Below are 26,975 nucleotides of genomic sequence, written 5' to 3' on the forward strand. Positions count from 1 at the left end.
CTCCGCCCGGTTTCGTTGCTCCGGCCGGTGTCGTAGCTCCGCCCGGTTTCGTCGCCTCGGCTCGTTGGTCCGAGCCGCTACGCGTGTGCCGTGCCGGTCGGCCGACGCCCCCGGATGCTGCACCGACCGCGGAGGCGCGGACGAACGTACGAGCGTGACACCATCGAGGACGTGATCGACCTCGGCTACTCCCTTTCCCGCCGTTTTCCGGACCCGCCGCAAACGGACTACCGCTCCGCGGACGTACGGGCCCTGCGCCACGACCTCTTCTGCGGCGACGTCTATCTGGCCGATACCAAGGCGGACCGTGAGGTCTCGACCGCCTGGGGCTGGGTGCCGGTGCTGGACTTCGCCTGGGCCCTGTGCGACATCGTGGAACGGATCGACCGCGATCCGCTCGGCAACCGCGCCGCTCAGCCGCAGTACGCCGAGCTGGATTTCACCGAATCGGCGGACCGCTTGTACTTCGAGCGCCGCTTCGGCTGGGTGGAGGTCGACGCCGACTGGATGCCGGCCGACGAGGCCCCGCTCACCTTCCAGCACTCCGAGCTGCGCCGTGAGGCCCGCGACTTCCTGCACGACCTGATCGCCGACCTCACCGACATGCACGACGGGCTCGCCGACAACCCGACCGTATGGGACCTCCAGGCCCGCTTCCCCCGTGTGTGAGCCGCGGCCGGGCCGCCCGTACGGGCGGTCCCGCTCCGCCCCACGCTCCCGTCCCCACCCGTAGCCTCATTCGACCCGCACCCCCATCTCCGCCGCGAAGGCCGGAGCCAGATCCATCAGCTGGGCCGGGCTGATCACCGCGCCCGACAGCCGGTCGATGCCCCGGGCGATGTCCAGGCGGGCGACTCCGCGCAGGTCGACGTCCCGCATCCGTACGGCGCTGAAATCCACCCGGGACAGCGTGCAGTCGTCGAAGCTCACCCGCTCCAGCTCCGCGCCGGCGAAGTCTGCCTCGACCAGGACGCAGCCCTCGAACGCGACATCCTTGAGCTTCGCCTTGCGCAGGTTGAGGAAGTCGGCTTTCCCGCCACGCACCACGACCCGCTCCAGCACCGCTCCGTGCATCTGAACGCCACCGAGCCGGGCGTCCAGGATCTCCACATCGCGCAGCGATACCTGGGACAGGTCCGTGCCCACGCCGCGTACCCCGTCCAGCACGCTGTCGATGAAGCGCGCCCGGCTCAGAACCGTGTCGTTCAGCGCGCACCGACGGACCGCGCAGTCCATGAACCGCGCCCCGCGCCCCACCTGCCCCGTCAGGTCGGTGTCCGCGAGCTCCAGCCCGTCGTAATCCCCCTCGGTCTCCAACTCCGCGCCGGTGTACGGGCTCAGCTCCGGCAGCCGAACCGACGGCCGCCGTACCTCCCGCACGGCGCGCCCCGCATCCGTCGTGCGCGCCCCCCGATCGGCAGCCGGCCCCGAACCCGCCGCTCGCCCCGTACGCGCCCCTCGCCCCTCCCGCACTGAACGACCATCCCGTACGGAACGGCCCTCCCGTACGGAACGCCCCTCCCCCGCCGAACGGCCCTCCCCAGCCGCCCGCCCCATCCGCTTCGCCCGCCCCATTCGCTCCGACCCCTCATCGCGTTCCCACACGCCCGCCCACCGCCTTCCTGCCCGTGCCTGCCGCTTCCGCCCGCGCACCGCCGACTGACCCCATCGTGAACCACCCCACTGACAATCGCCGGAATCAGGCCTCTGACCAGCGCAGATACCCCTCCCCCGCACGCATGTCACAAGCGCGGCCACCCCATTCGTCGCATCCACGAGGGCCACCCGACCACCCGGGGCGCCCAGCGACCCGCAGATCCGTCGCTTCACCTCGACCCAAGGAGGACCCACCATGCGACGACCCACCATCACCGTCATCGGAGGCGGCTTCGCGGGGCTGACCGCGGCCATCTCCTGCGCCGAGGGCGGCGCCGCGGTCACCCTGTACGAGGCGCACCGTTCGCTCGGCGGCCGGGCCCGTACCGCCGACGGCCCGTACCGTACGAACGAGGGCCCGCACGCCCTCTACAACGGCGGCCCGCACTGGACCTGGCTCAAACAGCGCGGCCTTCTCAAGCCGCTCGCCCCGCTGCCGCCCCTCCAGGCGTCCCGGTTTCGCTTCCACCGCGACGGCGTGCCGCGCCGCCTGCCTCCCGCCGGCCTCCTCAAGCTGCGCGGACGCAAAAGCGCACCGGTTGACCGGGACTTCTTCAGCTGGGCCGCCTCCCAGGAGGGCGAGGCGGCGGCCCGCGCCGCCGCCAACTACGTCGGCGTCGCGACGTTCCACCACGACTCCGGCATGCTCTCCGCCGCCTTCGTCCAAGAGCGGCTACGCCGTACCACCTCGTTCCCGCCCGAAGCGCACTACATTCGAGGCGGCTGGGGTGAACTGATCGCCCGTATGGCCGAGCACGCGCGCCAGTCGGGCGTACGCATCGAGACCGGAGCCCGCCTCGACACACTGCCCGAGGACGGCCCGGTGATCGTCGCGACGCACCTCGAAGCCGCCCGCGCGCTCCTCAAGGACGAGCGTCTGACCTGGGACAGTGCCCGTACCGTGCTGCTCGACGTCGCGCTGCGCTCCCGGCGCGGCGACCTGTTCGCGATCTCCGGTCTCGACTTCCCCGGCTGGGTCGAACGCTTCACCGCCCAGGACCGCTCCCTCGCCCCGCACGGCGAGGAACTGCTCCAGTGCCAGGTCGGCATCGGCCCGGACGAGAACCGCGCCGACGGCGTCGCCCGCGCCGAGCGCCTGCTGGACGCCGGTTTCCCACAGTGGCGCGAGCGCCTTGTCCAGCGCCGCGAAGCGCTTTGCCTCGGCCGTACGGGCGCGGTGGACCTGCCCGGCACCACCTGGCGCGACCGGCCCGCCGTCGAACGCGGCGACGGCGTCTACCTGGCCGGCGACCAGGTGGCGGCGCCCGGCGTACTCAGTGAGGTCTCGTTCAGCAGTGCCCTGGAAGCAAGCACTCTGGCGCTCCGTTCCGCCAGGGCCGACCGCGCGAAGCCGTACGCACCTTCCAGCACCGGCCGCGGGACCGGCACCAGCACCGGCACCGGCACCAGCACCGGCACCAGCCCTACTTCAAGCCCCAGCCCCACCCCCACCACTGGCGGCACCTCCGCCACTAGCGGCACCCCCACCACTGGCCACACCACCACCGGCGACACCGCCAAGGCCGACAACACCGCCGCCGTCCCGCGTCTCAGCTCGTCGTGAGTCTGCCGTGACGCCCCTCCAGAGGAGCCCGGACAGCAACCGACCTTGACCTCAACCAAAGTTGAGGCTCCAGAGTGAGGGCCATCAGTCCCGGACGGCCACGCCTCTCCAGGCCCCGTCCGCAGGCCGCCGTCCACCAGTCCACCAGTTCACCAGTCCACCTGCCGTACCTCGCCCTTCCCGCCCCACCCTGGAGACCACCATGCACGCCATCCGCCTGCACGCCTTCGGCCCCGCCGAGAACCTCGTATACGAGCGGACCGAGACCCCGCTGCCAGGCCCCGGCCAGGTCCGGATCGCCGTGGCGGCGGCCGGCGTCCACCTGCTCGACACGGCGCTGCGCGAGGGCCTCTCGGGCGGCCCGGCCCCGCTCCCCGACCTGCCGACCATCCCCGGCCGGGAGGTCGCGGGCACGGTCGACGCCCTCGGCGAAGGCACGGATCCCGCGTGGCTGGGCCGCCGGGTCGTCGCCCACCTGGGCATGAACCCCGGCGGCTACGCCGAGCAGGCCGTCGTCGACGCCGAAAAGCTCCACGACATCCCCGTCAACCTGGACGAGGCCCAGGCCGTCGCCATGATCGGCACCGGCCGCACCACCATGGGCATCCTCCGTTTCGCCGATCTCACCGCCGAGGACGTGGCCCTCGTCCCGGCTGCGGCCGGCGGCATCGGCTCGCTGCTCGTCCAGTACGCGAAGAATGTCGGCGCCACCGTCATCGGCCTGGCGGGCGGCCCGGCCAAGGTCGAACGCGTACGGAAACTGGGCGCCGACCTCGCGATCGACTACACCAACGCCGGCTGGACCTCGGTGGTGCGCGCGTTTCTGAAGGTACGCGGGATACCGGGCGCCACCGTCGTCTTCGACTCCGTGGGCGGCGAGTCGGGCCGCGCCGCCGTGGACCTGCTCGCCCGGGGCGGACGGCACCTCGTCTTCGGCTGGTCCTCGGGCGGCCCGCTCACCGGCGGTCCACTGGAGTTCGCCGAGGGCGAGCTGGCCGAACGCGGCATCACCTCCGAGTCCGTACTCGGCCCCGCCATGCTGGCCAAGGCAGGCGGCGACAATCCGATGCGCACCCTGGAGACCGCGTCACTTGCCGAAGCGGCAGCGGGCCGCCTCGTACCGGACGTACAGCGCTTCCCGCTCGCGGAAGCGGCGGCAGCACACCGGGCCCTGGAGAGCCGGGGAACGATGGGGAAGGTTGTGCTGATTCCGTAGAGGTGCTGTGGGGCGGCTGTCCCCTACAGCTGCCCCTCCCCTTCCCTGCTCTCTTCCCTGCTCTCTTCCCTGCTCCCTTCCCTGCTCTCTCCCCGCCCTTCCCCTCCCTCCCGATCGCCTCCCTCAGTTCACCACCCCCGCCCCCTCCCGATCGCTGCCGTTCAGCCACCGTCCGCCGGCATCCGTGCAGGTCACGACATCCCCGATCCGCACGCCGAACCGTCCCGGAAGGTAGATCCCCGGCTCGATCGAGAAGCACATTCCGGGAACGAGGGGCAGCTGCTCGCCCTCCACGAGGTACGGCGGTTCGTGCGGGACGCAACCGATTCCCCGGCCCGTACGGTGGGTGAAGTACTCCCCGTACCCCGCCGCCTTGATCACCCTCCGGGCCGCCCGGTCGATCTCCTGGCAGGCCGCACCCGGCCGTACCGCCTCGAAGGCCGCCTGCTGCGCCTCCCGTACGACCTCGTACACCTTGCGCTCCTCCGCGGACGGCGGCGCCCCCACGCGTACGGTCCGGCCGGTGCTCGAACAGTAGCCGTCCTTCAGGCCGGCGAAGTCGAGCACGACCATGTCACCGTCTTCGATCACCCGATCGCCCGCCTCGTGCTGCGGATCGGCACCGTTGGGGCCGGACCCCACGACCGTGAAGGCGACCACCTCGTGTCCGTTCCCGGTGAGCAACCGCGCGACTTCGGCGGCCACTTCACGTTCGCGCCGCCCGGCGAACCGCAGGCCGAGGGCCGCCTCGTACGTGGCATCAGAGGCCGCCGCCGCGGCCGCCAGCAGCGCCACTTCGTGCGCGTCCTTGACGGCGCGCAGCATCGGCAGGGCTTCCGTCACCGCGAGATACGAGGTCCCCGGCGCGGCGCGCTGCAAGGCCAGCAGATCGCGTGCCCATGTCATGTCCGAGATCGCGTAACGCCCATCCGGAACCAGCCAGTTCACCAGTAGGGCATACGGGTCTGCCGCACCCGGCGCCCAAGCGGTCAGCTCCAGCGCATCCGCGCCAGGAGCCTGCTCCGCGACGGTCTTCTCGTCCGCGGGCACCAGCAGCCGCGGCCGCCGCTCCGCGGGCCCCGAGCTGATGACCAGCGCGGTGACCAGCCCCCTGACGTGCGCAGGGAGGTACCCGCACAGCCACACCATCAAGGGCCCAGGCGTCACGATCAGCCCGGCCAGCCCGGCGTCCTCCGCGGCCCGGGCCGCCCGCATCATCCGCCGCTCGTGATCCACACGCCCCGTCGAAGTCACCATGCCGGTGAACCTACGCCGTCGCGCGTCCGGCGCACCCGATGAAACACGTCACCGATGAGGCCCTGACCGGACCGGGCACGGAATGTCGGGCCCGGCCACGTGCGATCTTCCTAACGTGGTGAGCGCAAACAAAGGGAGGCCGGAGTGCTGGAGCGGCTGAACGAGGCCCTGGAACACATCGAGAACCACCTCGTCGAGACCGACCCCGACCAGCGGATCGAGGTGAGCGAGCTGGCGCGGATCGCGATGACGTCGGAATACCACTTCCGCCGGATGTTCTCCGCGCTGGCGGGGGTCTCGCTGTCGGAATACATCCGGCGCCGGCGGCTCACCGTCGCGGGTGCCGAGGTGCTCGCCGGCGAACGGACGCTGCTGGAGATCGCGGTGCGGTACGGCTACGGCTCGGGCGAAGCGTTCGCCCGCGCGTTCCGGGCCGTACACGGTGTCGGACCGGGTGAGGCCCGGCGGACCGGCGCCGCACTGCGCTCCCAGCCCCGGATGTCCTTCCGTCTCATCATCGAGGGGAGCAGCAGCATGCGGTACCGGGTCGTGGAGAAGGAACAGTTTTACGTCATCGGCAAGAAGGCCCGCGTTCCGCTCGTCCACCAGGGCGTGAACCCGGCGATCGCGGACTTCATCCGCAGCATCGGCCAGGAGACCCTGGACCGGATCACAGCACTGTCCGACCAGCAGCCGGAGGGACTCGTCGCGGTCTGCGACGACCTCGACCCGAGCCGGGCGGAGGGTACCGAACTCGACTACTACCACGGCGTGGTGAGCCGGTCACCCGCTCCGGACGACACGGATGATCCGGGTGCCACGGGTGGCCCAGGTGCCACGGGTGGCCCGGGTGGCCCGGGTGCCCCGGATGCCACGGACGACCCGGATGCCACGGACGACCCGCACGGCCTGGGCGACTCGGGCGCCCTAGATGCCCTGGACACCCTGGTCGTCCCGCCCGGCACCTGGGCAGTATTCGAGAACTCCGGCCCGTTCCCGGAGGCACTGCAGTTCCTCTGGCGCGACGTGTTCACCCAGTGGTTCCCGTCCAACCCGTATCAGAGCCGGCCGGGACCGGAGATCCTGCGCACTCGGCTGTCAGAGGACGCGTCGGGTACATCGCGGGCGGAGGCGGAGCTGTGGATTCCGGTGGAGAGGGTGAGAGAAACCGGAAGCGGAGCGTAAGACCAATCCCTAAGCCGGAGCGCGAGCCCCAAGCCCGGGCCCCAAGCCGGAGTGCGAGCCCCGAGCCGGCACGCGAGCCCCAAGCCCGAGGGCGAGCCCCCCGTTACCCAGCCCCCGGCTATCCAGCTACCCGGCCTCCCCCTGCCCGGCCGACCGCAAACGCTCATAACAATCATAGTTACGCTGAGCGATGATCCGGCCATCACGGAACTCCAGAAAAACCGCGATACGCGCACGCAGTACATGCCCGGAGGGCAGGTCCCCCAACGCCACCGCCAACGTCCCGGCCCAGTCCACCTCAAGGGCCACCTGATCACCCACCGCGACAGCGTTGAGCACGTCAAACCTCTGACACCGCAACACACCACGCCCACGCTCGGCCGCCTCAAGAATGGCAGGCAGATCCCGCACCGCCCCGCCGGGGATGAGGACGTTGGGGTACTCACGCTGCACAACGTCCTCATGAAAGAACCCGGCCAGTTCCTCCCCGACAGCGCCACGAGCAACAGCCTGGTGATAACGAACCGCCGTCTCCACAAGTGGATGTCGCTGCAGACCAGCCATACGCACCAGCCTAGGCCGAACCCCCACCACCAAGACCACACTTCCTCGTCCCACCTCACCCCGCCCGGTCCCCGCACCCTCCCGAACAGCGAAAACACCCCTCGCAGTCACCCGCCTGGCCAGCGACGACACCCGATGTTCCTGCCGGTGCCGCTCGCTTCGCGCACTTGACGGTTCAGCTCCGGTCACGCCGTCCACCTGACGGAGGGGACGGTCATCCCTTCATGATCACCAGGTTGCGACCTTCCGAGGAGCGGCGTGGGCAAGGCACGGGTGTTCGGTCTGGAGGCGTTCCAAGAGTGGCGATCAGCTGTGGCGGTCCGGGAGGCACAGCCGGACCCGCCAGCCACCGTCCCCGGACGGCCCCGACTCCAGGCTGCCGCCCAGCAGTTCGGCGCGCTCGCGAAGGCCGACGAGGCCGTGGTGCGCGCTGGGCAACGGGAGGGCAGGGCGGACCGGGGTGCCGTTGGTGATGGTGACACCGTATGCCGCGCCGTCGTGCCAGAGGTCGACGGTCGCGGCGGCTCCGGGGGCGTGCTTGCGCACGTTGGTGAGCGCCTCCTGAACGGTGCGGTAGAGGGCGCGCTGGGCCGGGGCGGGAACGGCGTCCGGGTCCGGGAGTTCGCCAGTCAGCTCGGCCTCCAGGCCGCTGTTGTGGACGAGATGGCGGAGGTCGGCGAGGGTGGGCTGCGGGGCCAGCTCCGTGCTGTCGCCGCTGGAGGCGCGTAGCAGGGTGACCATGGTGCGGAGCTCGTCGAGGGTGTCGACGCTGAGCGTGCGGATCGTACGCGCCGTCTCGCGGGCCTCGTCGTTGGCGGCGGCGACCTGCATGGCCCCTGCCTGTACGGCGATGAGGCTCACCTGGTGCGAGACGACGTCGTGCATCTCCCGGGCCAGCTGAGCCCGTTCGCGGGCCAGGACGGTCTGCGCGTGCAGTTCCCGCTCGTGCTCCTTGGCCGCCTCGGTCTCCACCAGCTGTCGCCCCAAGTCCCGTCGGGTCTGCACCAACTGCCCCAGCAGTACGGGGGCAGCGGCCATCGCGAGCATGTAAACGAAGGTGACCAGCGTCCACGTGCGCTCCTCGCCTGCGAAGTCCGTCAGTGGCCAGGGAGCAGCAGTGGTGAGCGCAAAGAGGGCAACGTACAGGGCGAGCAGCCGCCGGTCGCGGGTGCGCGCGGCGAGGGTGTAGAGCGCGACGATCGGCGCGATGAGTACGTCCTGGACGAGGGAGCCGGGGAGGCAGAGCAGGAAGGCGGACAGGGGAAGGCAGTGGCGCAGGGGCAGCACCGCGCAGGACAGAACGCCGAGGGCGAGACCGTAGGGGGTGTCGTCCTCCAGGTTGAGCCAGAGGTCGAGCCCGGCGAGGGCGACCAGGGTGGCGTCGGCGAGTGCGGTGGGGATCCTGTTCATCACTGTCCCAGCAGCCCTGCCCACTGTCCCAACAGCCCAGCCCGCTGCCCCAGCAGCCCTACCCACTGTCCCAGCAGCCCTACCCGCTGCCCCGACAACCCAGCCCGCTGCGCGAGCAGCACCGCCTGGACGCGGCCGCCGACCCGCAGCTTGGTGAGGAACGCGCCGATATGGCCCTTGACCGTCCCGCTGCCCAGATGGCTCCGACCCCCGATCTCGACATGCGAGAGCCCTTCGGCGACCAGCACGAGCACGTCCCGTACCCGCTCGGACAGCCGCTCGACCCTCGCGGTGGCCTTGTCGGCCCCTCCTGTACCGGGATGGCCGCTGGACAGGGAACGGGTCGCCTTCGGCGACATCACGACACCAGCCAGGACGGCGAGGCCGTCCACGTCCGGCATACGGCTTTCGCAGCTATCGGGGAGGATGACGCCGGACACGTGCTCCCGGACGGCTGCGAGGGCCTTGCCACCGGTGACCGCGGCGACCGCCTCGATGTCCTCGGCGGCGTCGAGGATGAGCCGGAAACCGGAGGGCACGAACGCCTCATCGTCGACCACCACGGTCCGGATCACGTGCGCGGTCCCCTGTACGTCGTCACATCGCCAACTCTATGACCCGTACGGCCCCGGCGGCCGCTCGGGCGAAGGACTCCGGCTGGTCGGGGGAGCCCTACCCGCCGACCGGCGGGTACCGGGCACGAGCCGTGGAGCGGGAGGTTGAGGCCATGGCCGACACGCGCCCCACTCGTAGCCCACTCGCCCTCCTCGCCACCCTCGTGGCCGCCGCCTTGCTGGCTGCGAGCTGCGCCCCGTCCTCGGCCGCTGGGAAGCAGCAGCCCACCGAGCGCCCCCTAGCAGTGATCTACGACGGTCCGCAGGGCTGCCCCGACTGCGCGCCGTCGGTGGCCAAGGTGCTGCGCGTGGCGCCGCAGCACTACCGGATCAGGTACGTGAAGGCTCCGCTGAAGGCATCCGACCTCGCCGGGGCGAAGCTGTACGTGCAGCCGGGCGGCGGCGCTGACCTGGAGCGGACCTGGCGGGACCTGAAGGGCTCCGCTGACGTTCTTCGCACGTGGGTCCGGGAGGGCGGCAGCTATCTGGGGCTGTGCTTCGGCGCCTACCTGGCGGGCCGTAATCCGGGCTTCGGCCTGCTGCCCGGCGACGCGGGCGGCTACACCGACTCCCGCGGCGCCGTGGTCGACGACGACCGCGATGCCGTCCTGAAGGTGGCGTGGCGGGGCAGGCCGCGCCACATGTACTTCCAGGACGGCCCGGTCTTCTACTTCGACCGGGGCGCCGCCGCCAAGGACGTCGAAGTCCTGGCGACCTACCCCGGCAACGATCTCCCCGCCGCGGCCGTCGCCCGCTACGGGAAGGGCCGTGTCGGGGTGAGCGGCCCTCACCCGGAGGCCGATGCGTCGTGGTACGAGCGCGCAGGACTGAAGAACCCCGACGGGGTCCACCCTGACCTGGCGTACGACCTGATCAAGGCGACCACCGACTGACTTGGGGGGAGGGGGAGGAAGGGAGGGGCCGCGAACTCCGCGGTACCTGGCGCATGCGGCCCTGAGTTGGCGGCTTGTCAAGGCGGGTGCGGGAGGACGAGACCCTACAACTCGGCTGGTGGGCGTTGCACCGCGGAGCACTGATACACGCCCAACCCGGACCACAGCGCCGCCCCGGACGCCCCCGACACCATCACGGCGTACGACGACGCCCCCGAAGTGCACGCCGGCGGCCGCCGCGGAGCCCAACACCACCGCAGTCAAGGCAACTCACCGGCTCGCCCAGCACGACCGCGAGCGCGGCGGCGGCCCGCTCGGCAAGACCAACGGGCCGGTCCCGCCGGACTCCCCGCTCTGGCACCCGAGCTACCGCCCGTACGTACGCCAGAAGTACCCGGCCTGGTTGCAGATGACCTGCTGAACCGCAGCGCAGACACGGCCCTCAACCAAGCCGACAAGTGTGGAGGGCACTTCGGCTCCACTCTGTACGACGACCGCAGAGTTGGAGCTGGAGATCTTTAACGGTGGGAGTTCTCTGTCCAGGTGATCCGGCTGGTGGTGTACTCGGTATGCCGGAGGGACGAGGTATCCCGACGGTGGCGGGCTGACCGCCGGGGAGCGCGCCCGGCGCGAACGCGTGCGCTGGAAACCGCTGAGTGGATCAAGGCAGGCGCCGGTGACCAGGAAGTGGCCCGGCGGTTTCGGGTCACCCGGATGTCGGTCAGCCGCTGGCGCCGGGCCCTGGCCAGCAGCGGACGGGAGGCGCTGGCATCCGAAGGGGCCGGTGTCGCCCGCTGCCGGCTCAGCGACCGTCAGCTACGGCAACTGAAGGACACGTTGAACGCCGGTCCGGTCGCCCACGGCTGGGGCGAGGATTGCTGGGGCGAGGATTGCTGGACCCTGGCGCGGATCGGCGCAGTCATCCACCGGCGGTTCGGGGTCCACTACACGCTGGCCAGGGTGGGCCTGCTGCTGCACCGCATCGGCTGGAGCGTGCAGATCCCGGCCCGCAGGGCGGCGGAGCGGGACGAAGCACGCATCGCCGAATGGAAGGACGGGCAGTGGCCGGCATTAAGAGGACGTCGGCGCACCTGGGCGCCTGGCTCAGTTTCGAAGACGAGGCCGGCCAGCGGCTGAGACCGCCGCGGGGCCGCACCTGGGGCCGCCGCGGACACACCCCGGTGGTGCAGATGACCGCGGCAGGCACCAAACGGTCTCGCTGGCCGCATTGGTGTGCACCCGGCCCGGCCGACGGCCGCGGCTGCTCTATCGCACGCGGGTGCACCACGGTCCGGCTCGCGGGGGGCGCAAGGGTTCACCGAGACCGACTGCACCCGGCGGCTGGACGCCGCACATCAGCAACTCGGCGGACCGATCCTGCTGGCGCGGGACAACCTGAACACCCACCGAAGCACCACCATGCGGACATTGTCGCCGCTCGGGCCTGGCTAACCGTCGCCCACCTGCCGCCGTACGCACCCGAACTGACCCGTCGAGGCCGTCTGGGCCCACCTGAAGCGCTCCCTGGCCAACCTGGCCAAGCACGGCATCGCCCAGCTCACCCTGCTGGTCAAAGATTCGTCTCAAGCGGATGCGACACCGCCCCGACCTGATCGACGGCTATCTCACCGGAACCGGACTGAGCTCCGACCTCACGTAACCCCAGCCATCGAAGACCTCTAGCAGCTGCTGCACCACCCTCCTAACCTCGCGGCTAGAGCCCTCCGGCCGCTGCCAGAAGACCGGTCGCCCCTGGCGGCCATCCCGCAGGACTCTGGGTGCTACCCGCTCGATGGCGAAAAGGAGAAATTTCAGGCCTCTTTGTCTTTCTGGGGCAAGCCGTTGGCCAATGACTTCCGCCACGTCTGCATGAGCCAAAAGTAACCTTGTTGGCAGGCCCGAGGGGCTTCGGAACTGCCGTCCAAGGGGGTGCGGTGGATCGATTGGTAGCGTGACCTTGCTTTGAGTCACTGGGGAGGGGACACACAATGTCGGATCAATTGTCGGTCCAGCCTGATTTGCTACGCGCTTCGGGGCGTGCTCAAGAAGGCATAGCCAACGATGTCAAGAAGCCATTCGGTACTGCCATCAGCGATACCACCGCAGCTGCCGGAGCCGTCGAGGGTTGGTCCGTCGCATCGGCCCTGCACATGATCAGCGAGACCTGGAAGCCCGCTCTCGACGGGTTGCGTGAACGTCTGCTGTGGGGGTCGGGCAATCTCGCCGACACGGCTGACAAGCACGAGTGGAACGAAGACATGGTCAACCAGGACTTCGAAGACTTCGACGGCGACATGTCGGGCGTAATCATGTCGGCTCCCGCCTCAGGAGGCCCTCCCGGTGCTGACAGCCACGCCTCTGGTCCGCAGACGCCGGCCCGAGGTCTCCCCGACCCGAGCAGTCCGGTAGTTGACGAGTTGCCTCGCTTGGGAGCGTCTGGGCAGGACACTCTTCCCCCCGTCTACGCGGAACCGGGGCGCCCGAGCGGTGTCGACTCAGCCCAAGCTCGAACCGCTGAGTACCAGCCGCCGCCGGCTGGCACGCCCTTGCCCAGCGCGGACGATATGTTGCACGCCAAGCCGGCGATGCCCACCTATAGGCCAGACGGCGTGTTCGCGGAGCCGGGACAGGCTGGCACTCCGACTCCTGCCCAACACACCCCCTTTGGATAGGCCTTGGCTTCCGATTACGCGCGTCTGCTGAAGCAAGATTTCTCCGACATGAAGGCCGCAGCCAAGGCATGGCAAGTGGTGTCTCGCGAGATGGACACCGCATTCGACCAACATCGCACAAAGGTTACCGGCCCGCTGCACTCGGCCTGGGAGGGGAAGGACGGAAAGGCTGCTCTGACCTTCCTCGAAGACGTCGAGACCCGCATCAACGTGGTCCGCGTCGAGGCAATGACCATATCCAAAGCGATCGACACGGTTCGTTTCCGTATGGAGCAGGCCCAGACGGACTTGCGTAATGCCGTACGCAACGCTGAAGCAGAAGGATTCACCGTCAACGACTCCGGTGGCGTGACAGAAGCAGCATGTGAAGTGAACCCGGACGCCGAGGCCAGGGCCAAGCTGGAGCGGATGAAACATTTCCAGGATGAAATCAATGACGCCTTGAAAGACGCACAAAAGGCCAGCGATGACGGACAGAAGGCATTGTCCGAGCTGCGCGGAGAGATTCTTGACCGCAAAAACAAGGGTATGGCATCCGAAAGTCGCGCCGACACGCAAGAAGCCATGAAAGACCTGGGAATCAAGGGTCCGCAAATCCCCAAGGATCCAAAAGATGCTGCGGCATGGTGGAAGGGGCTCGACGAGACGTCGCGCCAAGAGTACGTCGACCTGTACCCAAAGCAAATAGGGAAGGCTAACGGCCTCCCGAGCGGCGTCCGAGATGATGCGAATCGGATAGCCCTTGAACAGGACCTCAGTATGGCCACCGCGAGCGATCAGGCTGTTCCGGGCATCCCGGAGTACAAGCACAACCTTCAGACCCTGAAGGAAGAGCTCGACAGGAATGACGGCGCCAAGGGCAACAAGCAGCTATACCTGCTCGACTTCGAGGGATCCGACGACGGGAAAGCCGTAATCGCTATGGGAAACCCGGATACGGCTGACAATGTGGGTGTGCAGGTTCCCGGCACTGCTACCACGATGGACTCCACCAGAGGCCAGTTGGCACGCATAGGAAAGCTTCAGGATTCGGCCCAAAGCGCCGATCACTCGGCAGAGACGTCGATGATCTATTGGCTGGGATACGACGCGCCAGAGGTTCCTCTCGCGGAAGCTCCCAACTTGGGCATCGCCGGCACAGGGCGTGCCGACGAGGCAGCTCCCCACTTGCGAGATTTCACGCATGGTTTGCGCGCATCACACGAAGGCCCGGAACGAGCGAATCTGACGGTTCTCGGGCATAGCTACGGGTCCTCTGTCGTGGGCGACGCTGATTCTGGTGGTGACGGGCTCGATGCAGACCGCATTTCTGTCGTCGGCAGCCCGGGAGTAACCGTTGGCAAAGCATCCGACTTGCACGTCGGCGCCGACAACTTCTACACAGGACTCGCTGACGACGACCGCATCAGTTTGGCGCAAAACCTCACGCTTGGCCCTGACCCCAACCAATACGGGTTCGGTGGTACGCGCTTCGCCACCGACACTAGTGGGCATAGCGGTTACTGGGACGAAGGAAGCCAGAGTCTAACCAATCAAGGAGCGATCATTGCTGGCCTCACGCCGACAAAGACGCTTCCCAACCCCTTGTGGTGACCAAAAAATGCGATGCGAGGCCCCATCGTGAGGAACAAATCACCTCGGAACAGGTTCCGCCTGCTTGCATTGGTAGCTTCGATCACTTTCCTAACTGGAGCTTGCGTGACTCAGAACACACAAGACGACCCTAATCGGCCACTGCCCAGAAAAAGCCGGGAGGACTCTGAGGCGTGGGCCAAACAGTACGTCTCAGCGATGGCGCACTACGCTGGGGTGACACTGGACACCGCCACGGCCCCTCACGTTGACTTTCAGGACTGCGTCGGCCGTAACGACGAGGTGGCGGATGATGGACGCTACACGTTGAAGTACACCGCATATGCGAATCTTCCGCTAGCAGACCACGAAAAGGCCGTCGGCAAACTCCGCGAAGCACTGGAAAAAGACGGTGAAGTGAGGATCACCGCATACGAGGAGAAGCCCCGGGTCATTCTTTACGGCCATCATTCCAAAGAAAAGTTCGACATCATCGCTGACAGCGTGAAACCTCCCAACACCCTACGCCTGTCTGTCGGTACGCCCTGCTTTCTCCCTCCGGGAGCGAAGCAGCAGAGATTCTGAGCGGCTGCCTGTATCCGGGCTTGAAACGAAGCGTTTTCGCAGGGCTGAATGCCGAATTCGCAGGGCTGAATGCCGAAGTAGAGCGCTTCTGGCATCAGGCGCGCTGACAGGAGACTGCCGTACATCCAGATGGCCGAACTTTCAAGCGCTGCCGGCTCAACTCTGCGTTCCCAGGCCCGTGGAGAGCGGCTTGTTGCACTCTAAAGTGAGCAGCTATTCGTAAAAGGGGCCGTACCGAAGGGCTGCTCTCGGTACGGCCCCTGTAGAAGATGCTGGTTCAGCAGGGCTGGCCCGCGCGTGCGGAGTGGGTGGAGCAGACCGCCGCTACTCGGTCTGCTGACACCACCAGGTCAGGTGTCTCCACCACCTCGCCTCGGGTATCGATCGATGTGCGCTGAATCGCGATCACCGCCACACCGGGAGCGGTGCCCAGTTCCAACGCTTCCTGCCCGCTCGGGGGCCTCGCCGTAAGGCGTACGACTACATGGTGTGTAGATCGATGCCGGCCTTGGACAGCCAGTCCACTCGCTCGCGAACTCGATCTTTTGGCCTGCTGCTCGTACGAATTACCCCGCCCATGGCGCTTCCCGATCAGTTCCCCCCGTCTGGGCGACCTACTCGTACCGATGAGCCACGCGGGGTCATCGCCTCCTCCAGCTCGGGTGCAGGGAGTCTCAGGGTCTCCTCGTGTAGGCGTTCACGGATTCATATCCTCGTCGCGTCTGTTGGGGCTACCCGAGCCGACATCGTCCGGACCAGGGCCCAGGCGGTGAGCCCGTACTCGTTCCCTCGGAGGCGAATCGGTCAGCGCGGTCTAATGCAGCAAGGAGGGCCCGCCAGCGAGCCGGGGATGTCGACCAGTTGGGAGCCGTACAGCATCACCGAGGGCACGATCGTGGTGCTGCCCGAGGGCGGACCGTACGCCGGCCGAGGTGTCATCGAGCGGATGGCCGCCATTGGCGTGGTGATCACTCACGCCGTCGAGCAGCCGGAGCCGCGGCGGGCCACCGCCGCGGAGGCGGACCTTCTCGGCATCCAGAAGAGCGCGCTGGTGACTCATATCCGGCGTACGTACATCTCCGAGGACGGCCGGCCGGTCGAGACGGCGGACATCGTCGTACCGGATGCGTACTGCGAGATCGTTTACGAGGTCCCCATCGGACGTCGTACGTAGGGTGATCCGCACGACCGTCGGCTCGACCTCTTCGGGGACTCAGATGACTTCTTTACTCACGCAGTTCAAACTCGACCTCTCCCGCTGGTACGTGCGCTACGTCCCCGGCACGCTCGGCAAGGCCGGCATTGTGAACGGCTTCCTCAATTCCGAGCTGCGTGACCATCCGCGTATCCGCCGGGCCCGTGCGCGCTTCGGCGCGACGTTCGTGACCGACACCCAGGACCTGATCCAGCGGTACATCTACCTTTTCGGGGTGTGGGAACCGCATCTGACGCGTTGGCTGCAGCGTCGGCTCCGGCCTGGCGACGTCTTCGTGGATGTGGGCGCGAACATCGGCTATTACAGCCTGCTCGCCTCGCGGTTGGTCGGGGATATGGGGGCTGTGGTTGCTCTTGAAGCGTCCCCTGACTTCCACCGGGTGCTGCTCAAGCAGGCGGCGATCAACGGGTGCGGCAACGTGCGTGCGGTGAACACCGCGATCTCCGACCGGGACGAGATGCTCACGTTCGTCCTCGCGAGCTCCCACAACATGGGGGCGAACAGCATCGTGCCGTATGCCGGCGAGGCCGAGTCCACCTTCGAAGTGGCTGCTCAGCCGCTGTCGGACGTCCTCAGCTCTGGGGAGATTGCCCGAGCGAGGGTGATCAAGGTTGATGTGGAGGGAGCTGAAGGCGCTGTCGTCCGAGGGCTGGTTCCGTTGCTCGACCAGCTTCGGCCCGACGTCGAGCTGGCGATCGAGGTGACTCCGCAGCGGATGCTTGAACTGGGGGATTCGGCCGACGAACTGCTGGGCGCGCTGAGGGCGAACGGATTCCACATGTACCGCCTTCAGAACGACTACGCCGCCGGACGCTACCCAGCAGCCTTGCGCCACGGATCAGAGGTTCCGATTCGGTGGCGGGAGCCGATCACCGAGGAGAGCGAGTTGCTCTTCTCCCGCGTTGACGCTGAATACTTGCCGTAGTTTCGAGGCGTATAGCCGCTCCGATGGCCGCCCCAGCACATCATCTACCCGACTTCACCAAGGCTTCAGCCGAAGGGCGTCGCGAGTGCCTTGCCCTCAGCGTGTGTCACACCGGACAAGGACTGCGCCGGCGGTGAGAGCACAGGCGAGCTCGGAGAGGTGGGCTGCGGGCCTCCTTCGGACAGAGTGTGGTCAGGCTCGTCGAACGTCACGCTGTTCAGCAATGCCACGATGTCGGAACAGTATGCGTCCCAATGGTCCTCGCACGGTGTTGTGAGGTTGAAGGAGACGAGACACTGCTCCTGAGTCTCCACGCCCTCTGGTACGGGCAAGTGCACCTGCATATCCGCCATCGGCAGGTTCAGCTCTTCCCCCGATGCGGAGGTGTCAGCGGGGATTACGAAGCCGTTTACGCCAGTCAGCACCGCAGCGGGACCGACAGGGGTATCGAGTACGGTTCCGGCCCAGGAGTCTCCTCGTGCGGCGACCAGGGAGCGCACCATACCGCCTGCCGCCACTGCCGCATATCCGAATGTGAAGGGCGTTACCGTAACAAGCAAGGTGCCGAGCGACAGTTCGCCTTCGTAGGGGCGCAAGCAGGTCCCGGCATACAGCGTCCCGGACTCTTCGAGCGCCTGGGACACCTTCTGCAGGTTACTCACATTGTTTTCGTAGCTACGGGCCTCGCTTCGTGAGCTTCCCGTGACACGCGCGACCTCAGTTCCTGTCGCGCTTCTTCGGCAGTCATCCCTATAGGAATCTCCGTAAAGCCCGCAGGTGCGATGAATTCCAACTCTAGTTTCCCTTCTGGTCATGGTGCGGGCTCGCAGAAGGGGAAGGAGGCGGAACGGGGAACTGGGCTGCCTGCTGACGACGGAAACGCTCAAGCAGTCGCAGATTCGCTTGGTGCCAGCTCCTCGTGTAGCGCGGGCCGAGGGCGGCTCCGGGCCAGGCACAGAAGTCCGAGGAGGCAAGAGATGACTGCGGCTGGCACCGTCTCACGAACGGCCCGCGCCAGTGCGAAGAGCCCCACAGCGACGACGCAGCACACGCTGACCAACTGAGCCGGGTGCCATCTCTCGTAGGCTTGGGCTTGCCTCTACGCACGCACGGCGCGTTCCGGATGGATCAGTGGCGGGTCGGTAGCCGACGGTACGTGAGGATCCGTGCCTGACCAAGGCTGGGTAACGGCGCTCCACGAGCCGGCCGCACGCACGCGCTCTGCGGTCGCTTGGGCACGTTGTCAGGCTGACGGGCTGTCGTCACGCCTGAAGTGCAGGCGGCGCTGCCCTCGTCCGTAAGGCTCATCGGTACTGAGCGAATAGCCCAACTCCGCGCCGATCCAGGCAACCCGGTCCGCGCGCATCGCCCCGTACCCGGTGAGGACGACTTCGACAGTCGGGCTTCCGTCAAATTTTGCCGCTACTGTCTCGTCATTCCGGGTGAGATGGGCGCCGCCGTCAAGGGCCAAGAGGGCATTGCGCAACCACCAGCCTGACCCCAGGCAAAGTCAAATGGCCACCGCGACATTGGCATGTCGTGTCGACATCAGGACGTGGCGAAGCGGGATAACGTGGAGCGGCTGTTGAGGGATGAGCTTCACCCCCAACAGCCGCTCCACGGTCGTAACTATGCGGTTCAGTACCGCCAATCGCTCATCCCCGCCAGAACCCGGGCCCGAGCCTCCACAACCGCGAACCGTGCCTCCCGCTCCCCCTCATGAACGTGAGCCGCCTGGTTAGTCGCTTGCCCAGGCCACTTTCGGTACAGCAGCCCCGTCTCGGCGGAGAAGTACCCGCGGCTGACCGCATTCAGAGCCATCAGCAGGCCCGTGTCCTCGCTCGCCGGCAGGGCCATCCAGCCGCCCAGCGCCAGGAGCAGGTCGCGGCGCACGAAGAGGGTCGCCGGGTGGACCTGGGCGCGGTAGTTGTGGGCCTTCCAGTGTTGGAGGACGGCGCCGCGTTCGATCGGGCCCTCGGGCGGGTCCTGGTCGAAGCCGACGGTGGAGCCGTCGGGGAGGAGGTCCAGTACGCGGGAGGTGGCCCAGCCGAGGGAGGAGTCGGATGCGAGGGCCTGGAGGTCGCGTGCCAGGGCGCCCGGGGTCAGCATGTCGTCGGCGTCGAGCACCTTGACGTACTCGCCCTCGGCGCGTGACAGGCCCAGTGTGCGTGCGATCGCGGCGCGGCCCTGTCGGCCCTGGCCGAAGGAGATGCGCGGGTCGTCGGGCAGGTGGGGCGTTACGCCGTCGGTCTCGCCGTCTTCCTGGATCACCCACTGCCAGTCCCAGCCGTCCGGCAGCTGCTGCTCGGTGAGCGACTTGTACGCGTCGGCCAGGAACTTGGCGGCCGGCGGGTGGACGGCTGTGATCACCGTGATGAGGTTCGTCATCGTCACCACCGGTCCAGACGGGTCGTGAAGACCAGCTCGGTGCGGTCACCGGGTCTGATCACGTCGGAGACGTCCACCACCCGTCCCTCGGTGTCGATGGAGATCTTGCGGAGCACGATCACGGAGACGCCCTTCTGGAGGCCGAGTTCCTCGGCCTCCTCTGATGTCGGAGGCCGGGCCATTATCCGCTCGACGATGTGGTCGAGCTCGTTGCCGACGGTGTACAGCCGGCTCTGCGTGCCACCCGGCCACGGCCACTCCTCAAGAGCGCTGGGCTCGATGGGAACCGCGGCCGATGCCCCGGTCGCCACCCGCGCCGTCGAGATGCCCAAGGTGCAGCGCCTGACCTCGGACGTCGTCCTCCGGGCACTGGCCTCCCTTCGACCAGGACCTCGCGGCCGAGGCCACCCGACGTCCAACCGGATACGCGGTCTGCTCACCCAGTTCCACCCCGGCCCGGAACGCGTCATGGCCCCCGCCTGGACCACCAGGCCGTCACCTGGCTGCTGGAACGCCACGGCTGCCCGGCCGCACTGCGCAAAGCCGGCCGCCGCAGACTCCTCGAACCGATCCGGCCCAAGGCCCCAGGCATGGCCGCCCGGCTCATCGACGACGTCTTCGACGCACTCGACGAACAGACCGACGTCGTACCGGACACCGCCACCCTCGACCTCGTCATCCCCACCCCGGCCGCATCCCTGGCCACCGTCCACACCCAGCGCCGGGCCCTGGAAGCCCAGATCAACACCGTGCTGCAGGCCCGCCCTCTTTCCCCGGTCCTGGCGTCGATGCCCGGCGTCGGCGTCAGGACCGCCACCGTCCTGCTGGTCACCGTCGGCGACGGCACCAGCTTCCCCACCGCCGCCCACCTCGCCTCCTACGCCGGCCTCGCCCCGACCACGAAGTCGTCCGGGACCTCCATTCACGGCGAACACGCACCCCGAGGCGGAAATCGGCAGCTCAAACGCGCCATGTTCCTCTCCGCCTTCGCCTGCATGAACGCCGATCCGGACTCCCGCACCTACTACGACCGCCAGCGAGCCCGCGGCAAGTCCCACCCCCAGGACCTCCTCCGCCTAGCCCGCCATCGCATCAGCGTCCTGTTCGCCATGCTCCGAAACGGCACCTTCTACGAACCCCGCGCCCCGAGGACATCGAACTCGCCGCATGACCCCGGCAAACCAAATCACCCCGAACCAAACCCGGGCACCTTGACGAAAGGCATAGAGGCACCCCCAAGCTTTCGTTTCGCTCGGGCGGGGAGGCCCCCTTCGCCACACCTCGTTGGCCCCGCTTCTCGCATCTGCCCATCAGCTCGCGGGCTCGCGGTCGACGTCCGTGAGCTGATCGACAGTCCAGTGCTTGTGTCAACATCTCGGCCTGGCCTGTAGGACCGGCTCGCTGATTCCCCGCCCAGGGCAGGGTGACCGCAGACCACTCTTCAGCACCCCAAACACTATGTACCTCCATAAGCAATGAATGACCTCCTGAGCCCCGGAGTGCGACAAGGTTCTCCAGCCACCCCCCGCTACTCAGTGACTGACTTCTGGTTGCCACCTTCCGGTAGGCGTGCATTATCCTTGACGGCGTGCATAGTTCTGATCAATTACCTTGAGGGGTGAATGATCGGCACCTGGACGGGGGCGCGAATGACTGGCAGGCTTGCGGCCGGAATTAGTAGTCTTGCAGCCAGGCTACGCGGCTACAGCGCACGGCTGATCCGCGTGCACAGCCTTAGAGCGCGACTGAACGGCACGAATATCGCCTTGCTTGCCGCGATTGCCGGCGCATTGATCGGCCTACTGCAATGGCAGTTTCCCAAGTCGACGAACGAGCTAGCTCCAGGCAGTCCATCAACCTCGAACACTTCCTCTGCCTCCAATGAGCGCGCAAGCACCCAGAATAGGCACTCAAGGTACCTGAAAATCGACTTGTTGCGGGCGGGGGACTGCGTAAAGGATCCCGACATTCGAGACACCGACAAGGCGTGGCCGGGAGTTTCCGAAGTGGTGCCATGTGAGACAGAGCATGACGGCGAGGTGTTCTACCGTGGGACTCTCGGGAAGACTGACGGGAAGTATCCCGGATACGAAGTTTTCAATGCGCAGGTTCGCAGCTCGTGCGAAAAAGAATTCCAGAAGTACATTGGCATCGCCTATCGCGAATCAAGCTTGGATTACACCTACGTCGCTCCAGACGTCGAACAATGGAACCAAGGGGATCGAAACATCCTTTGTGCAGCCTATCAACCCAACGACACCCTTTCGTGGAGCGTGCGGCGGTCTCACCGCTGAAAGTGGCCATTGATGCTGCTATGCGGTGAAGAGACGCCAGATCTGGGCAGCACTTTGCAGCACTTTCGAGAGCAGTATCCCCGGCAGCGATAAGGCCGACGACTCCTCGCTGGGGTTCTACGAGGACAAGGTCAGCGACGCGATTGAGCAGCTTCTCGCCGAGGACGCCACGGGCTGGGTGGTGTTCCTGCGCAAGGGCGATGTGCCCGGCAACCGGTCCATGGACGTCTTCCCCATCCGGATCGGCTCCCGGTCGCCGAACTACTCGACCGACAACGAGGCCGCGAAGTTCACCGTGTCGTTCTCGATCACGGAGAAGCCGACGCAGTACGCCGAGACTCCGGCCGCTGATACCCCGCCGCCGAAGTTCGACAAGTAACCCGGCCCCTCCCCGCTTCCGGCCGGGTACGCACACATCGGCGTCCCACCACCTCCTCGGCGTCAGCCCGCGGCCCGGCCGGGCCCCGTTCTCCTGGAGCCCTCCATGCCTGGGGCACCTCCCCTCTCCCACTGCCCCGCCCGCTGAGGTGATTGCCCGTGACGCGCACTGGGCGCGCAAGCTCGCCCGGCTCCGCGCCCGGCAGCTTCCCGAGTACACACTGCGGCTGTGTGACGACATGGCCGCGAAGAAACGTTTCGACCAAGCGAAACTGGAGGCCGCGCGGCTGCGCATGGCCGACGCCGATACGGGCGCCGACCCGGCCGAGGTTGAGCGCGCCGAGGTGGAGCTGAAGGAGGCGAAGGCCGCGTACGAGGCGGCGTCGCTGTCGCTGGCGTTCAGGGCGCTGCCGCGTCCGGTGCTGGACGGGCTGATCCAGTGCTGCCCGCCGACGGAGGAGCAGGCGGAGGACGGGGATGCCTGAAATCCCGAGACGTTCCCCGCCGTTCTGGTCGCCGCTGCCCACATCGAGCGGGACGAGTCAGGTGCGGCGGTCGGGGGCCTCTCCGAACAGGACGCCCAGGATCTGCTGGACGTGTGGCCGGCGAGTGAGACGAACGCGCTGTTCGCGGCGGCGTGGCGGGCCCAGCAGATCAGCCGGGCCAGTACGGAGGAGCTGGGAAAAGACTGATCGCGGACGCGCAGCTTAGGGCGGAGCTGGAACTGTGCGACCGCTACCGCACTCCCACTCTCTCTTTCCCGGCGCCGGGGACGGCCGCTGGTCCCAGACGGATCGGGCCAAGGCGCTGGCGTTCGAGGCGTACCGGCGCAGCGTGTGTGAGCAGTGCGGCACGCGGGCCGCGGAGTGGGACGAGGATCAGGGCAGTGACCGGTAGGCGTACGTGGGCACCACGGTGCGGTGCGTGGGCTGCGAGCTGATCGCCACGGAGCAGGACCAGGTGCCGGGCGGCCCCGACGGCTACGGGATGCGTATCGGTCTGATGCCGCGCGAACAGCACCACCGGCAGTAGCAGTACACCTTGGGGCGTTGGGGCGCCGCCAAAGGTGAAGGGCAGGGCGCGGGGAGTTAGGGCGCCGCCCGGTGTCGGACTACACGCTCAGGGTGCAGATGCGCGTTGATGCGGCACGTCTGCTCTCGCAGGTGCGCCAGGCGTCCCGCGCGATGCGGGACCTGCGGCGCGACACCGACGCCCTGCGCAGCGGCCTGAACATCATCGACCGCACGCCCATCACCTATAGCGCCGACGAATACGCCCCCGGATCAAGTAGCAGCAGAAAGCCCCAGGTCACCACCGGTGACCTGGGACCTTCTCTCTCCGAGCCCCCTGTCGGATTCGAACCGACGACCTACGCTTTACAAGAGCGTTGCTCTGACCAGCTGAGCTAAGGAGGCGTGCCTGGTGAAGTGTACCCAGGCTCGCAGCCTACCTGGCGCCGCTATTTCGTGACCCGCGGGCTACTGACACCGGGCGTCGGCGCGGGTACCGTCACGGTCAGTCCTCAGCAGTGGACTACACCACTCCTTTTACTCGGATCGTCCGGCACGTTCCTGCCGGTGAAGGGACACACCATGGCTACGGTCACGTATGACCAGGCAACCCGGATCTACCCGGGTTCCGAGAAGCCCGCCGTCGACAAACTGGACATCGAGATCGAGGACGGCGAGTTCCTCGTCCTGGTCGGGCCGTCCGGATGCGGGAAGTCGACCTCGCTGCGGATGCTGGCGGGGCTGGAGGACGTCAACGACGGTGCGATCCGTATCGGGGACCGGGACGTCACGCACCTGCCGCCGAAGGACCGGGACATCGCCATGGTGTTCCAGAACTACGCGCTCTACCCGCACATGACCGTCGCCGACAACATGGGCTTCGCGCTCAAGATCGCCGGCGTCAACAAGGCGGAGATCCGGCAGAAGGTCGAGGACGCGGCGAAGATCCTGGACCTGACCGAGTACCTGGGGCGCAAGCCGAAGGCGCTCTCCGGTGGTCAGCGCCAGCGGGTGGCCATGGGCCGCGCCATCGTGCGGGAGCCGCAGGTGTTCCTCATGGACGAGCCGCTGTCCAACCTGGACGCGAAGCTGCGCGTACAGACGCGTACGCAGATCGCCGGCCTGCAGCGACGCCTCGGGATCACCACCGTGTACGTCACCCACGACCAGGTCGAGGCCATGACGATGGGCGACCGGGTGGCCGTCCTGAAGGACGGGCTGCTCCAGCAGGTCGACTCGCCGCGCAACATGTACGACCGGCCCAGCAACCTCTTCGTCGCGGGCTTCATCGGGTCGCCGGCGATGAACCTCGTCGAGGTGCCGATCACGGACGGCGGTGTGAAGTTCGGCAACAGCGTCGTGCCGGTCAGCCGGGAGGCGCTGGCCGCCGCGGCCGACAAGGGGGACCGTACGGTCACCGTCGGCGTCCGCCCCGAGCACTTCGACATCGTGGAGCAGAACGGCAGCGCCGCCAAGTCGCTCTCCAAGGAGGCCGCGGACGCTCCGGCGGGCCTCGCCGTCACCGTCAACGTCGTCGAGGAACTGGGCGCCGACGGGTACGTGTACGGGTCGGCGGTCGTCGGTGACGAGCACAAGGACCTGGTCGTACGTGTCAACGGGCGGCAGGTTCCGGAGAAGGGCACTGAGCTGCACGTCGTGCCGCGTCCCGGTGAGACGCATGTCTTCTCCACGTCGACGGGCGAGCGGCTGAGCGACTGAGAGGCTGAGAGGCTGGGTGACGGGGCGGCTGGGTGACGGGGCGGCTGGGCGGCTGGGCGGCTGGGCGGCTGGGCGGCTGGGCGGCTGGGCGGCTGGGCGGCTGGGCGGCTGGGCGGCTGGGCGGCTGGGCGGCTGGGCGGCTGGACAATGTCGCTGATCGGCTGAGCCGCGGTCGCTGAGGCTCAGCTCCCGCCGAGTGGCCGAGCAGGTGGGTAGGTGAGCGGTCGGCCGGCAGGGATCAGCGCCCGGCATTCCGCAACGGGAAGCCGGTGTCCGCCCCCTCCCCAGCACCCGAATGCCGACGCCTGGAATCCAGCGTCCGAGCAGTGCCTCACAGCGATTCACACGGCGGTGTCGGCCCTTCGGGGCCGCCACCGCCGTTTCGCGTCCGGAGCGCGGCCCGCCCTTGCCCCCCTTGTCGACAAATACCCCGGCACAGCCGTCATTTCGAGCCTGTACGTCAACACCGCGCACCTTCCGAGAGCGAAAATATCGCTCGATTCGGTGACTAAATGTCGCCAAATCATCACTACTCGCTACCATCGCCCCGTGAACTCCGCAGCCCGCCGTATCGGCCGAACCCTCGCCCTCGTCCTTCCCGTCGTCCTCGTCCTGTCCGGGACGCTCGCTGTCACCCGCGTTCCGTGGGCGTCGCCCGGGACGGACTCGCAGATGCTGACCGCGTCCTCCGAGAACGCCTCCACCAAGGCCGGTTCCCGGGCGCCACAGGACGTGCTCCGCGACCGGCTCCTGGTGGAACTCCAGGACAAGAACCCCGGCGTCGCCCTGACCCACCTCCAGGAGGAGACCACCAAGCGGCCCTCGCTGGCCAAGCACTGCATGGCCATCGCGCGCGCCCTGGGCCGTGCCGCGGTCGCCAAGTACGGCGGTGCCACGCACCGTGCGCAGGCCTGGTCCCGGCCGGTCTGCGATACGTCGTTCGCCACCGGCGTCGCCTCTGTCCAGTGACCCCGGCTCGCACCGCATAGGGTGCGAACCATGACAGCCCCGTACCCGCACCCCACGCAGGCCGTGGTCCTGGCCGGAGGCCAGGGTTCGCGACTTCGCCCGTACACCGACGACCGTCCCAAGCCGATGGTCGAGATCCCCGGCACCGGGACCCCGATCATCGGCCACCAGCTCGCCTGGCTGGCCTCCGAGGGCGTCACGGACGCGGTCGTCTCCTGCGGCCACTTGGCCGAAGTGCTCCAGGACTGGCTGTCCCAGGCACAACTTCCCCTGAGTGTGACGACCGTTGTCGAGACCGAGCCGCTCGGTCGCGGTGGCGGTCTGAAGTACGCCGCCGCCTCGCTGCCCCGCCCGGAAGAGCCCTGGTACGCGACCAACGGCGACATCTGGACCCGCTTCTCCCTGCGCGAGATGGCGGACTTCCACCATGAGCGCGGCGCGGACGCCACCCTCGCGCTGGCCCGGCCGCGCATCCCCTGGGGCGTCGTGGAAACCGACGAGTTCGGCCATGTCCTCGACTTCATCGAGGCGCCGCCCTCCCCCTACCTGATCAACGCTGGTGTGTACGTCTTCTCCGCCGCCTTCACCGGGCTGCTGCCCGCGCGCGGGGACCATGAGCGCACCACGTTCCCCCGCCTGGCCCGCGAACGGCGGCTGGCGGGCTTCCCACTGCCGCACGGGGCGTACTGGCGGGCCATCGACACGGCCAAGGACCTGACCGAGGCGGCCAAGGAGTTGGGCGCGCAGGGGTGCTGAGCGCCTGCTCGGGTGCCGGTGCCGGTTCCGGTGTCGGTGTCGGTGTCGGTGTCGGTGTCGGTGTCGAGTACGGATGCCCCATCTCTGCCGGCTCGTGTACGTACAGCCGTACAGCTATGCCTGCGCCGCCGT

22 protein-coding genes, 1 tRNA gene and 5 pseudogenes are annotated in these 26,975 nt (G+C 67.9%); 18 read left to right on the top strand and 10 right to left on the bottom strand.

Features of this window, described 5'->3' with window-relative positions:
• Nucleotides 1-171 precede the first annotated feature (171 nt).
• Nucleotides 172-669: a hypothetical protein gene (locus CP973_RS36490; protein WP_150248508.1), complete on the top strand. Its 498-nt coding sequence runs from the start codon at nt 172-174 to the stop codon at nt 667-669.
• A 66-nt stretch (nt 670-735) separates the two neighbouring features.
• On the opposite strand, the gene CP973_RS36495 is transcribed toward CP973_RS36490, so the two are convergent.
• Entirely contained in the window at nt 736-1,380 is a 645-nt protein-coding gene (locus tag CP973_RS36495; RefSeq protein ID WP_150248511.1) for a pentapeptide repeat-containing protein, read from the bottom strand.
• 472 nt (nt 1,381-1,852) lie between these two features.
• Here CP973_RS36495 and CP973_RS36500 point away from each other — a divergent pair.
• Both CP973_RS36500 and CP973_RS36505 read left to right on the top strand, forming a co-directional pair.
• A pseudogene (locus CP973_RS36500) lies at nt 1,853-2,998 on the top strand (FAD-dependent oxidoreductase); the annotation flags it as partial.
• A 424-nt stretch (nt 2,999-3,422) separates the two neighbouring features.
• Nucleotides 3,423-4,436, top strand: coding sequence for a zinc-binding dehydrogenase (locus tag CP973_RS36505; protein WP_150248513.1), 1,014 nt, complete (start codon nt 3,423-3,425; stop codon nt 4,434-4,436).
• 123 nt (nt 4,437-4,559) lie between these two features.
• Here CP973_RS36505 and CP973_RS36510 read toward each other — a convergent pair whose 3' ends face one another.
• Entirely contained in the window at nt 4,560-5,693 is a 1,134-nt protein-coding gene (locus tag CP973_RS36510; RefSeq protein ID WP_244410211.1) for an aminopeptidase P family protein, read from the bottom strand.
• A gap of 144 nt (nt 5,694-5,837) precedes the next feature.
• Between CP973_RS36510 and CP973_RS36515 the strand changes: the two genes are divergently transcribed.
• Nucleotides 5,838-6,878 (top strand): AraC family transcriptional regulator, encoded by a 1,041-nt coding sequence (locus CP973_RS36515; protein ID WP_150248517.1) that lies wholly within the window; start codon nt 5,838-5,840, stop codon nt 6,876-6,878.
• A 126-nt stretch (nt 6,879-7,004) separates the two neighbouring features.
• Here the strand turns inward: CP973_RS36515 and CP973_RS36520 are convergent, their stop codons facing one another.
• The 3 genes from CP973_RS36520 to CP973_RS36530 form a co-directional block, all read right to left on the bottom strand.
• Nucleotides 7,005-7,442: a nuclear transport factor 2 family protein gene (locus CP973_RS36520; RefSeq protein WP_150248520.1), complete on the bottom strand. Its 438-nt coding sequence runs from the start codon at nt 7,440-7,442 to the stop codon at nt 7,005-7,007.
• Between the two features lie 306 nt (nt 7,443-7,748).
• Nucleotides 7,749-8,852, bottom strand: coding sequence for a sensor histidine kinase (locus tag CP973_RS36525; protein ID WP_150248523.1), 1,104 nt, complete (start codon nt 8,850-8,852; stop codon nt 7,749-7,751).
• Nucleotides 8,852-9,427, bottom strand: a complete 576-nt coding sequence (locus tag CP973_RS36530; protein ID WP_150248526.1) for a response regulator transcription factor — start codon at nt 9,425-9,427, stop codon at nt 8,852-8,854. The genes CP973_RS36525 and CP973_RS36530 overlap by 1 nt, the downstream gene beginning before the upstream one ends.
• Nucleotides 9,428-9,579: 152 nt before the next feature.
• Between CP973_RS36530 and CP973_RS36535 the strand changes: the two genes are divergently transcribed.
• From CP973_RS36535 to CP973_RS36555, 4 genes and pseudogenes are all read left to right on the top strand, one after another.
• Nucleotides 9,580-10,359, top strand: coding sequence for a BPL-N domain-containing protein (locus tag CP973_RS36535; RefSeq protein ID WP_150248529.1), 780 nt, complete (start codon nt 9,580-9,582; stop codon nt 10,357-10,359).
• Between the two features lie 604 nt (nt 10,360-10,963).
• A pseudogene (locus CP973_RS41875) lies at nt 10,964-12,019 on the top strand (IS630 family transposase).
• 1,015 nt (nt 12,020-13,034) lie between these two features.
• Nucleotides 13,035-14,624 (top strand): alpha/beta hydrolase, encoded by a 1,590-nt coding sequence (locus CP973_RS36550; RefSeq protein WP_150248532.1) that lies wholly within the window; start codon nt 13,035-13,037, stop codon nt 14,622-14,624.
• 105 nt (nt 14,625-14,729) lie between these two features.
• A complete protein-coding gene (locus tag CP973_RS36555) occupies nt 14,730-15,188 on the top strand; it encodes a hypothetical protein (RefSeq protein WP_150248534.1) in 459 nt (152 codons plus the stop codon).
• Between the two features lie 277 nt (nt 15,189-15,465).
• Here the strand turns inward: CP973_RS36555 and CP973_RS41880 are convergent, their stop codons facing one another.
• Nucleotides 15,466-15,816, bottom strand: coding sequence for a UTRA domain-containing protein (locus CP973_RS41880; RefSeq protein WP_150250778.1), 351 nt, complete (start codon nt 15,814-15,816; stop codon nt 15,466-15,468).
• 222 nt (nt 15,817-16,038) lie between these two features.
• Between CP973_RS41880 and CP973_RS41260 the strand changes: the two are divergent.
• Together CP973_RS41260 and CP973_RS36570 are read left to right on the top strand one after the other, a co-directional pair.
• Nucleotides 16,039-16,362 (top strand): annotated as a pseudogene (locus tag CP973_RS41260) (UTRA domain-containing protein); the annotation flags it as partial.
• A gap of 43 nt (nt 16,363-16,405) precedes the next feature.
• Nucleotides 16,406-17,329: an FkbM family methyltransferase gene (locus tag CP973_RS36570; RefSeq protein WP_150250780.1), complete on the top strand. Its 924-nt coding sequence runs from the start codon at nt 16,406-16,408 to the stop codon at nt 17,327-17,329.
• Between the two features lie 65 nt (nt 17,330-17,394).
• On the opposite strand, the gene CP973_RS36575 is transcribed toward CP973_RS36570, so the two are convergent.
• The 3 genes and pseudogenes from CP973_RS36575 to CP973_RS41265 all read right to left on the bottom strand — a co-directional run.
• Nucleotides 17,395-17,991, bottom strand: coding sequence for a hypothetical protein (locus tag CP973_RS36575; RefSeq protein WP_150248540.1), 597 nt, complete (start codon nt 17,989-17,991; stop codon nt 17,395-17,397).
• A gap of 976 nt (nt 17,992-18,967) precedes the next feature.
• Complete coding sequence (locus tag CP973_RS36580) at nt 18,968-19,717, bottom strand: glycosyltransferase family 2 protein (protein ID WP_150248543.1); 750 nt, start codon at nt 19,715-19,717, stop codon at nt 18,968-18,970.
• A 2-nt stretch (nt 19,718-19,719) separates the two neighbouring features.
• Nucleotides 19,720-19,977, bottom strand: a pseudogene (locus CP973_RS41265) (UTRA domain-containing protein); the annotation flags it as partial.
• 119 nt (nt 19,978-20,096) lie between these two features.
• On the opposite strand from CP973_RS41265, the pseudogene CP973_RS36590 reads away from it, so the two are divergent.
• The 5 genes and pseudogenes from CP973_RS36590 to CP973_RS41535 form a co-directional block, all read left to right on the top strand.
• A pseudogene (locus tag CP973_RS36590) lies at nt 20,097-20,888 on the top strand (transposase); the annotation flags it as partial.
• Between the two features lie 451 nt (nt 20,889-21,339).
• Nucleotides 21,340-22,011: a septum formation family protein gene (locus tag CP973_RS36595; RefSeq protein WP_150248550.1), complete on the top strand. Its 672-nt coding sequence runs from the start codon at nt 21,340-21,342 to the stop codon at nt 22,009-22,011.
• Between the two features lie 25 nt (nt 22,012-22,036).
• Complete coding sequence (locus CP973_RS36600; RefSeq protein ID WP_150248553.1) at nt 22,037-22,390, top strand: phage tail tube protein; 354 nt, start codon at nt 22,037-22,039, stop codon at nt 22,388-22,390.
• Nucleotides 22,391-22,538: 148 nt separating this feature from the next.
• A complete protein-coding gene (locus CP973_RS36605) occupies nt 22,539-22,874 on the top strand; it encodes a hypothetical protein (RefSeq protein WP_150248556.1) in 336 nt (111 codons plus the stop codon).
• Nucleotides 22,875-23,292: 418 nt separating this feature from the next.
• Nucleotides 23,293-23,421, top strand: coding sequence for a hypothetical protein (locus tag CP973_RS41535; RefSeq protein ID WP_280119048.1), 129 nt, complete (start codon nt 23,293-23,295; stop codon nt 23,419-23,421).
• A 309-nt stretch (nt 23,422-23,730) separates the two neighbouring features.
• Here CP973_RS41535 and CP973_RS36610 read toward each other — a convergent pair.
• A tRNA-Thr gene (locus CP973_RS36610) sits at nt 23,731-23,804 on the bottom strand.
• Between the two features lie 177 nt (nt 23,805-23,981).
• On the opposite strand from CP973_RS36610, the gene CP973_RS36615 reads away from it, so the two are divergent.
• The 3 genes from CP973_RS36615 to CP973_RS36625 all read left to right on the top strand — a co-directional run bounded on the left by CP973_RS36615 (nt 23,982) and on the right by CP973_RS36625 (nt 26,843).
• On the top strand, nt 23,982-25,118 hold the full coding sequence (locus tag CP973_RS36615; RefSeq protein ID WP_030592419.1) for an ABC transporter ATP-binding protein: 1,137 nt from the start codon (nt 23,982-23,984) through the stop codon (nt 25,116-25,118).
• A 549-nt stretch (nt 25,119-25,667) separates the two neighbouring features.
• Nucleotides 25,668-26,087 carry a hypothetical protein gene (locus CP973_RS36620; RefSeq protein ID WP_030372937.1) on the top strand — a complete coding sequence of 140 codons (420 nt, stop codon included), beginning with the start codon at nt 25,668-25,670 and terminating at the stop codon, nt 26,085-26,087.
• 30 nt (nt 26,088-26,117) lie between these two features.
• Nucleotides 26,118-26,843 (top strand): nucleotidyltransferase family protein, encoded by a 726-nt coding sequence (locus CP973_RS36625; protein ID WP_150248559.1) that lies wholly within the window; start codon nt 26,118-26,120, stop codon nt 26,841-26,843.
• The last annotated feature ends 132 nt before the right edge of the window (nt 26,844-26,975 follow it).

This window comes from Streptomyces albofaciens JCM 4342, from assembly GCF_008634025.1.
GTDB lineage: Bacteria > Actinomycetota > Actinomycetes > Streptomycetales > Streptomycetaceae > Streptomyces > Streptomyces albofaciens.